9 protein-coding genes and 1 pseudogene are annotated in these 7,905 nt (G+C 38.6%); 3 read left to right on the top strand and 7 right to left on the bottom strand.

The features are described from left to right. Positions 1-163 precede the first annotated feature (163 nt). The 3 genes and pseudogenes from DXB73_RS08855 to DXB73_RS08865 all read right to left on the bottom strand — a co-directional run bounded on the left by DXB73_RS08855 (position 164) and on the right by DXB73_RS08865 (position 3,987). Positions 164-1,535 (bottom strand): annotated as a pseudogene (locus tag DXB73_RS08855) (IS1380-like element ISClsp2 family transposase). Positions 1,536-1,799: 264 nt separating this feature from the next. Then, positions 1,800-3,599 (bottom strand): BlaR1 family beta-lactam sensor/signal transducer, encoded by a 1,800-nt coding sequence (locus DXB73_RS08860; protein WP_118677749.1) that lies wholly within the window; start codon positions 3,597-3,599, stop codon positions 1,800-1,802. Next, positions 3,592-3,987, bottom strand: coding sequence for a BlaI/MecI/CopY family transcriptional regulator (locus tag DXB73_RS08865; protein ID WP_118508047.1), 396 nt, complete (start codon positions 3,985-3,987; stop codon positions 3,592-3,594). The genes DXB73_RS08860 and DXB73_RS08865 overlap by 8 nt, the downstream gene beginning before the upstream one ends. Positions 3,988-4,206: 219 nt before the next feature. Between DXB73_RS08865 and DXB73_RS08870 the strand changes: the two genes are divergently transcribed. After that, entirely contained in the window at positions 4,207-4,548 is a 342-nt protein-coding gene (locus tag DXB73_RS08870; RefSeq protein WP_022465863.1) for a hypothetical protein, read from the top strand. Positions 4,549-4,599: 51 nt separating this feature from the next. Here DXB73_RS08870 and DXB73_RS08875 read toward each other — a convergent pair whose 3' ends face one another. The 4 genes from DXB73_RS08875 to DXB73_RS08890 all read right to left on the bottom strand — a co-directional run bounded on the left by DXB73_RS08875 (position 4,600) and on the right by DXB73_RS08890 (position 6,983). Continuing rightward, complete coding sequence (locus DXB73_RS08875) at positions 4,600-4,950, bottom strand: helix-turn-helix transcriptional regulator (RefSeq protein ID WP_118508048.1); 351 nt, start codon at positions 4,948-4,950, stop codon at positions 4,600-4,602. A 314-nt stretch (positions 4,951-5,264) separates the two neighbouring features. Then, positions 5,265-5,762 (bottom strand): DUF5688 family protein, encoded by a 498-nt coding sequence (locus tag DXB73_RS08880; protein ID WP_118690862.1) that lies wholly within the window; start codon positions 5,760-5,762, stop codon positions 5,265-5,267. Positions 5,763-5,841: 79 nt separating this feature from the next. Further along, positions 5,842-6,348 carry an LPXTG cell wall anchor domain-containing protein gene (locus DXB73_RS08885; RefSeq protein WP_118690863.1) on the bottom strand — a complete coding sequence of 169 codons (507 nt, stop codon included), beginning with the start codon at positions 6,346-6,348 and terminating at the stop codon, positions 5,842-5,844. After that, on the bottom strand, positions 6,333-6,983 hold the full coding sequence (locus DXB73_RS08890; RefSeq protein ID WP_118690864.1) for a ParM/StbA family protein: 651 nt from the start codon (positions 6,981-6,983) through the stop codon (positions 6,333-6,335). Before DXB73_RS08890 ends, DXB73_RS08885 begins: the two co-directional genes overlap by 16 nt. Positions 6,984-7,158: 175 nt before the next feature. Between DXB73_RS08890 and DXB73_RS08895 the strand changes: the two genes are divergently transcribed. Together DXB73_RS08895 and DXB73_RS08900 are read left to right on the top strand one after the other, a co-directional pair. Next, positions 7,159-7,350 carry a hypothetical protein gene (locus tag DXB73_RS08895; protein WP_118690924.1) on the top strand — a complete coding sequence of 64 codons (192 nt, stop codon included), beginning with the start codon at positions 7,159-7,161 and terminating at the stop codon, positions 7,348-7,350. 184 nt (positions 7,351-7,534) lie between these two features. After that, a complete protein-coding gene (locus DXB73_RS08900; RefSeq protein ID WP_118676443.1) occupies positions 7,535-7,741 on the top strand; it encodes a hypothetical protein in 207 nt (68 codons plus the stop codon). Positions 7,742-7,905 lie beyond the last annotated feature (164 nt).

Raw genomic sequence — 7,905 nt, forward strand, 5'->3', positions numbered from 1 at the left:
ACCTGAATCCGTGAACCTTGTTTCAAAATGAAAAGGCACACAGGAAATGTTTGCCATATTTGTTATTGTATACTAAATTTTGAAAATGCTGCATAATTTTGCGTTCAAAAAAAGACTGCACCATTTGTGTGCAGCTGCCATTGCCATATTCAGCTACCTGTTGTCAGGTGATGAATGCAAAGCTGTCATAAAGACGCTTGAAAGTAAATCTCCAGCGATTACTCCTTCCAATGGACAGCACCAGACGGCCGGCATGTTCTGTCAGATGTCCCGCAAACTGCATAAGATTACTGATCACCGTACGTATTCTTCGGCGATGTATTTTCTTCCGGCCGGGAGCATCCTTCTTTTTCAGCGATTCCTGCCCTATGATTCGAAGGATATTATATGCGATCATTGTCAGCTCCAGCACCAGTTTGTTGCTCTCAAACTTTACCGACGGGAGTCTTTCAACATCCATGTCCGTCTTGATTTCACTGTGATACTGCTCACTTTCTCCGTGGGCATGGTAAAGATCAATGACTGTTTCGTCTGGCAGGGAAGTGTTTGTCCAGTATGTGCCCAGTTCTATATCGGGTACGATAAAATACTGCCCATATCGGTCAATGGTTCTTTCCGTGATCTCATAAATTGTGCGTATTCCGACAGTTTTCTCCTCGTTATCAGAAAGGGAATATGTCACATTCCGGAAGGTCTGTCCGATATAAACAGTTTTCCCATCACGTGGATGCTGGATATTCTGGCAGCATTCCCTGACAGATTCCAGCCATTCTTCTTTACTTTCCTGTCTGGGATTCCGTTTTATGATGAAAGACACATTGTTGTATTTATAGCTTTCTTCCATAAAGATGCCTATGTTTTCAGATGCATCGTTGCCGGAATCCAGCCGGATGAGCAGTGGTTTTTCCGTCAGCTGTCTGCACAGTTCAATGGTCTCTCTCAGGAAATCAGGAGTTTCTTTCTGGCAGTGCTGTTTCCAAATCCGCAGTTCAAGATTGACGAGGTATCCTTCTGTGCCGATATATGCCATAATTGGTGCATATCCGTCAAAACCCTTGTAGGTACGGGATACGCCTTCCTTATTGGATTTCGAATTGTCAAAGGGGGTTACATCAATATCGACAGGAACAAAGCCGTTATCCAGGGCTGTCGGCTCTATGTGCATTTCACGCAGCATGTCGACATTTGCCTGCTGGATGTCTTTGCGCAGGGAATCCCCGATCATGTCAAAACGCTGACGGAGTGTTTCGGCGGAAGGAATCGCATAGGAGATGCCTAATGCGTATTTGTAGTAGTCAGGGTCATCCATCATTTCACGGACAGCCTCATACTGGGGTTTTCCCTGACAGAGCATACCAATATAGGTGAGGAGCACGTCTCCATTTTTTTATCTGTTTCTGCAGATAATCTTTTGAAATTGGAGCACGGTTGATTTTTTTAACAAAACTGCTTTTTCCAAGTATTTGCCCTACGAATACCAGACCACTGGGAGTAATGAGCCGCTCATCGCTGAATTCAATGTGTATTTTCTTCATTGCACTGCCTCCGCCTATCTTTTGATACTTTCATTATACAGGATAATGCATGATGATACAGTAAAAAAACAAAATTTTGTTTAACCTAGTGGGTGAAATAAAATGTATTGCGAAAATCAGTTTCCAGCAGGTATTATTGCTGAAAAAAAGGGATGTAACACTATGGTAAGTTTCACGGAATAAGGAAAAAATAAAGAGATTGGGTAAAGAATTATAATGTATGTTTATCCAATCTCTTTGATAATTAAAAGACATGTGAAATTTTTATTGTCTCCAGATATTCATGTCAGATAAGATAGACATGGTGATTTGTGCTGCACTATTTCCAGTAGCATCACTATTTGCACTGATATTGGTGGCAAAAAAGCAGGTATTATTTGTTGTTTCGATATAACCTACGAACCAACCGTTCACATCTTTGTCATCTATGCGTCCGGTACCGGTTTTCCCGTAAAGTTTCTTATCATTGACAGATGAAAGAAGAATGGAATTCTTTACTGCCTGAAGGTTGTTGGAATGGAATTCTAAATTGTTGGTTTGTAATTTTTTCAGAAGTTCCACTTGTTCTACAGGAGAAATTTTTAAGGTGGATTCTAGCCAATAGGAAGATAATCCGCCCATTATATTCTTATTTCCATATTCAATTTTGTTTAGATAATTTTGAATACGAGTAAGGGAAAGACGTTCATCTATTGTCTGGAAATACCAGTTAGCAGAGGCTGCCATAGCAGAATCTAGTGTCAGATCAGTATTCCATGCTTCAAAAGGATAGTCTTTTCCATCCCATATAAGTAGGGAGTTTTGTGGTGTAATAATATTTTCCTCTAATCCCCAAAGTGCATCATATATTTTATAAGTGGAGTCTGGAGATATACGATGGGTGGCATGTTCCATGTCATACACAGTCCAGCTATCACGATTGGAATTAAATAAAACAAAGCTGCCTTCATAATTCTTAAAGTATGAAGAAAGATCGGTCTGCGTTATATTTTCTGAAGAATAATTCCAGTTATATTGATCGTTGATAGCAGCATAGGATGAAATAAAAGGAGTAAAACTTATAATTCCAGCAGTAATCAGCATAAAGGCGATAATTCCAATTGCCTTCTTATGAAAAGAGGGATTTTTATAAGAAGCAATGCTAATGATACGCCGTTTTATCTGTTTGATATTTCCACCAAGACCTGCAGCAAACGGAAAAGGAGAAGAGGAAATCTTCTCAGCAAAATTAATCAGTGTATTTCCATATTTTTCATAATCGCATTCATCAAGCATTTTTAAAACGGAAGTATCGCAGGCAATCTCTCGATCATTACGCATTTCTTTTAACGCATACCAGACGATAGGATTAAACCAATATAGTATTGCTGTAAGAAACATTAGATAATTGGCAAGAGAGTCTTTGTGTTTATAATGTTGTAATTCGTGCAGCAAGATATAGCGCACATCCGTTTTCTGATGATCCGATATCAGATGAATTGGCATATAAATTCTGGTTTTAAAAATGCCTGTAATAATAGGTGTTTTTAGGAAAGCAGTGCTATAAATGGGGATATTCCTTGTGATTTTCATCTCGAATAAACATTGTTTATATAGTTTGCATATAGTGGTATTTTGAAGAGGAAGTGCGGATCTTTTTAAAGAACGCAATTGCAGTGAGGACTTTAGTACCAACACGAGCACTACAAACATACCGGCAATCCATACACATAACAAAATGCTTCTGATAATTGTCGGAGTGCTGGAATTTACAGAGATAGTAAATTCGTTCATCCAGTCAGAAGAATTGGAGAGGGTTGCAGGGGAGACTACGGTTTTATTTTGATCTGTTTGAAATGCCGGTGATATAATTACATGATTGAGCCAGGAAAAAAGGTCAGGAAACTGTTTACTTTGTACTGGGAAAAATGGTGTTAAAAGCAGAACAAGTAAAAAATACCATAAATTATACTGCATCCGGCTTGTCAGAGTGTTTTTAAAGATCCACTTGGATACTAAAAAAATGCCAATAATAATACTGATAACAATATTGCATAATAAAAAATGGGTTATAAATTCATCCATGCGTGGAACCTCCTGTAGGATCTTTTTTGGAAAGAAGAGAGCGTAAATCTTCCAGTTCTGTTTCGGATAAGTGGTCATTTTCAATATATGTGGATAACATGGCGGTGATATCCCCATGAAAATATCGTTCTAAAAAAGATTTACTTTTTTGATCAATATAATCAGATTCTTTCACTAAAGGTGAATAAACGAATACCCGGCTATCTTTTTCGTAGGTCAGAACTCCTTTATTAACAAGGCGTTTGATTAAGGTTTGTATAGTTTTTGCACTCCATGAAGATGTTGCTAAAAGTTTTTCAGTAATCTCATTTGTGTTAATAGGAGCATACTTCCAAACAATTTTCATCACTTCATATTCAGCTTCTGATATTTGTGGTAATGCACTCATGTAGACACCTCCTAATTCTTACGAGTGTAATATACATATTTTATTATAAAGCCCACTATATACAAAGTCAAATAAAAACTTGACTATTTATCTTACGCGTGTAATAATTAAAATATTACAAGTGTAAGAAATATGCCTTGTGATTAAAATCCGTTTTTAACTGTGTGGTGTAACAATTCTAAATATGTAAATACTACATACAAGAATGGAGGCGAAAATATGGAAAGTGATCAGATATGGAACCAAGTGGCGAAATTTATGCAACAATTGCGTGGCGAAAATTTATCGAAAAAATCAATAATTCAGATACCAGGACAGAAAAATGCTAAAAATGAATTGGAAAAGATACAGGCGATTGGAAAAGAGCGGATGAAGCATATGAAGGAAACCGAACAAAGAATTATTCAGAAATGGATAGAATGCTTGGAAGATAATGCATCACTAGAGGCTCAACAGGCTTATTGTCAGGGATATATAGATTGTCTGTTCTTATTGTGTGGTATGGGAATTATTGAAAAAGATAGTGTGGCAAATGATATTTTTGAACAGTTGAATAAATAATAGAAAAGGTTCATTTTATGACAAAACGAACCTTGAATATTAGAGCAAAAATTAAATATCAGAATTGTCTGTGCGAGTGTCATCGACTGATAGGACAGCTTCTGCGATTGCGAGGAGAGTTTTAAGCTGTTTCTCATCGCATTGAAGTAGATGTCTTTGTAATTTTTGGTATGTACTGTTGTTCAGGTTTTTATCTGGATAAATTACAGTATCAGCAGATAAATTAAAATATTGTATGGTTTTGGCAAAAACCTCAAGGCTGGGAGTATTCTTAAAGCGCTCCAAGTCTTTCAAATATGATAATGAAAGATCAAGAATTTCAGCCAATTCAGCTTGTGTGAGTTTTTTATCCATACGGGCATTTTTCATAACAGTGCCAAACTGTTTTGGGTTGAGAGCCATAGCGCCACCTCCTATAAGTATGTTGTAGCCATACTTATAAAATGTAAAAATGGTAAAAAGATACTTTTTAGATATGGTATGACAGCACTAACGACAGATTGGAGTAAAAAATGATGGGAAAATGTGATAAACAGTTAAAAAAACACATTTTATTAAATTGGTGCATTGTACTATTTTAGGTATGGTTAAACCAACCTTATTTGGTGGGATTGGCGGAAAACTGAGAGAAAAGATGAGTAATGGTTATCGAAACTGTAATTATCATCTTTTCTCTTTTTATTTTGTAAAATATTTGTTGAATAAAACAAAGAACTTTATAAAAAATACGCCGATAAATCGTGGAAATACACCGAAATATGTGTTCTATATCTTTTTCTTATTCCATCCTGATCCACACATACTACCCATCGGTAGATCACAGACAGATCCTGAAAGCTTCTGTTGGGAACCTCTTTTAAGAGTTCCTCATTCTGTGTGGAATTGACTAAACAAAGGACCACATTATCCTGAATCTTGTCAGCATCAAGCACCGGATTTACTTTGCTCATCTCTTTCGTAGCTTCCACAACCGCATCTGCTACTTCCGCCAAAGTCGTCTGGATATCCTCATTCTGCTGATAATGCTCATACATCTCCTCCAGATAAATGTTAGGCGCTTTATTGCGATCCGGCAGCATTACCGTCAATGCATGTAATGTCCGATTTACTTTTGGTACTGCGTGCACAGATACGGATGCCTCTTTATATTCTGCCGGAAGTGAATTTAAGATATTATCTTTCACTACTTCCTGAAACATATTAAAATCCATCATATAATTATCATTCCTTTCTAAAATAAACAGGAGAGGTTATTTTCATAGCCTCTCCCTAAACAATGCATATGAAGTTTTATCAAACTTTTCTTCTTTTCCTTCTACGGTTCAGATAAATACCCGCACCGATCAGGAATCCTCCTGCTACACCAAACAGCCAAGGCTTATAATCTCCACCGGTCTGCGGAAGTTTCGGCTTCTCCGGCTTATTCTTCAGCTTCAGTGTATAAACCACATTCTCCACAGCACTGTCATCATACTGAAGCAGCACTTCGTGCGGTGTCGTGTCAAGCACATACCCTTTCGCAGCCTTTGTCTCTACGACATAATAAGGAATATCTTTCTCGAAGTTCCCCTCTTCATCGTAAGTGCCGATATCAAGCAGATCGGTTTTAGCATATCCCTTTTTGTCTGTGGTAAGTTTTGCAAGCACTTTTCCATCCTTATTACGAAGTTCAAACTCTACTCCCTTGATCGGAGACTTTGTCTTACTGTCCGTTTTATAGATTTCAACCGCTCCCTTCACTCTTTCATCAGACATTGCAACCTTTTGGATCTCCCCAGTTTCTTCTACCGTAAATTCCACCTCATGTCATACTCATCCACCTCTGAATTAAGCTTTCTGACACATTCCTTATTAATCTGTTGGATACAGGTAATAATACCGGAGTTCTTTGTCACACAAACCGATTCATCCGGACTTTGATTGATGATCGGCATCAGATCAACGGTCCATGAACCAATGTCAACAACAAGCACCTTTGCCGGAAACTCACTGATCTGACTGGCAACCGCCGCAAAGCACTGTGGATATACCGAAATCCGTTTAATCGTAATATGATACTGCTTTTTCTCATACTTAAATGTTACTTCCCGGTTCTGATCCAGATACTTGATAAATGCCTCTTTCTCTTTGCCAAAACGGGTAAGAGGAAGTCCCACTGCCCAGTAAACATTAGCAGTTCTCTTTCCAAGCCGGTCTAACTCTTTGGCTGTCGCAGCTAATGAAAGCAGATAATAATTTTCATCCTCCACCTTGCTGTCCTTGACCTTTAATCGCTCACTTCCAACCTTATAATACTTTCCATCTTTCTCCAAGACATTTTCAAACAATGCCGGCTCCGTGGTAATCTCACGAATCCCGGAAGTAAAAGTCTCATGTACTGTTTTCATATTTGACCAACCGTGGTCAATAGCGATAACTACTGTATTTTTATCCATAATGATCCTCCTTTTCCTTAGCAAAACTATCATTTTTATTGTTCCAAGGTTCTTTTTCATTGGAGGCTTTCTTATTCCTACATCCGCAAGGACATTTTAGTTAAGAATAGGAGGCAGTTCTTTGAACGAAGACAAAATTTATGTAGATGTGAATGCCACATTTACCAAGGGTGGAATGCTCCTTCCGAAAAGTTTTGTATGGGAGGATGGAGTAGAGTACGAGATCAGCAAAGTGAAAGACATCCGGCGTGCAGCCAGCTTAAAGGCAGGCGGTGTCGGGATGCGATATACATGTGTCGTAGACGGAAAAGAAGTATATCTGTTCTATGAGGACAACAATATGTGGTTCATGGAGAAATCAGCTTAAGCAGATTATGGCTTGCCATGGTCAACAGGCTTTAAGATCAGCAATGTCGGAGCGTCAGGACAGGGCGCATCGGAACTTCCGGCTCTAGAAATGGGCTTGCGAAGGTTGATTTCCCTTTCCCTTGCAAGTACAAATGTTGCGTGTTGGTAATAGCAATTTTGTATGGTAGAGGAGTTGAACTGAATTGGAGAAGAATTGGAGTACAGTGCAGTTGCATTGCAGAGAATGTAATGCGAGGATGATGGATTATACCTTGTGTCAGGACGATGACCGGATCGTCCTGCAGGGCATTACGATCAAATGTAACCGCTGCAAACGGGTAATGATGTTGAAGAAATATACAGAAGGTATGATACGGAAGCGTTCCGACAAAGGTGTGTTCCGTATCTGACAGATCTGTTACATAGAAACAAAATGACAATTAAATGAACAGCCCACCTGATAAGGGCACATCAGCAATGATGGAAGCACCAGAGACGCAGGGGAAAGATAACCAGTAGATAACTGGCTTTCCTTTGCGTCTTTTTGCGTGGATCAGGGAGCGGAAAATTCAAA

The organism is Clostridium sp. OM05-6BH, from assembly GCF_003481635.1.
In the GTDB taxonomy this organism is placed as follows: Bacteria; Bacillota; Clostridia; order Lachnospirales; family Lachnospiraceae; genus Butyribacter.

Coding starts and splice junctions, on each gene's coding strand:
- DXB73_RS08860 (WP_118677749.1), bottom strand. CDS start 3,599: ATGGATGAATTTATAACCCATTTTTTATTATGCAATATTGTTATCAGT.
- DXB73_RS08865 (WP_118508047.1), bottom strand. CDS start 3,987: ATGAGTGCATTACCACAAATATCAGAAGCTGAATATGAAGTGATGAAA.
- DXB73_RS08870 (WP_022465863.1), top strand. CDS start 4,207: ATGGAAAGTGATCAGATATGGAACCAAGTGGCGAAATTTATGCAACAA.
- DXB73_RS08875 (WP_118508048.1), bottom strand. CDS start 4,950: ATGGCTCTCAACCCAAAACAGTTTGGCACTGTTATGAAAAATGCCCGT.
- DXB73_RS08880 (WP_118690862.1), bottom strand. CDS start 5,762: ATGATGGATTTTAATATGTTTCAGGAAGTAGTGAAAGATAATATCTTA.
- DXB73_RS08890 (WP_118690864.1), bottom strand. CDS start 6,983: ATGGATAAAAATACAGTAGTTATCGCTATTGACCACGGTTGGTCAAAT.
- DXB73_RS08895 (WP_118690924.1), top strand. CDS start 7,159: ATGCTCCTTCCGAAAAGTTTTGTATGGGAGGATGGAGTAGAGTACGAG.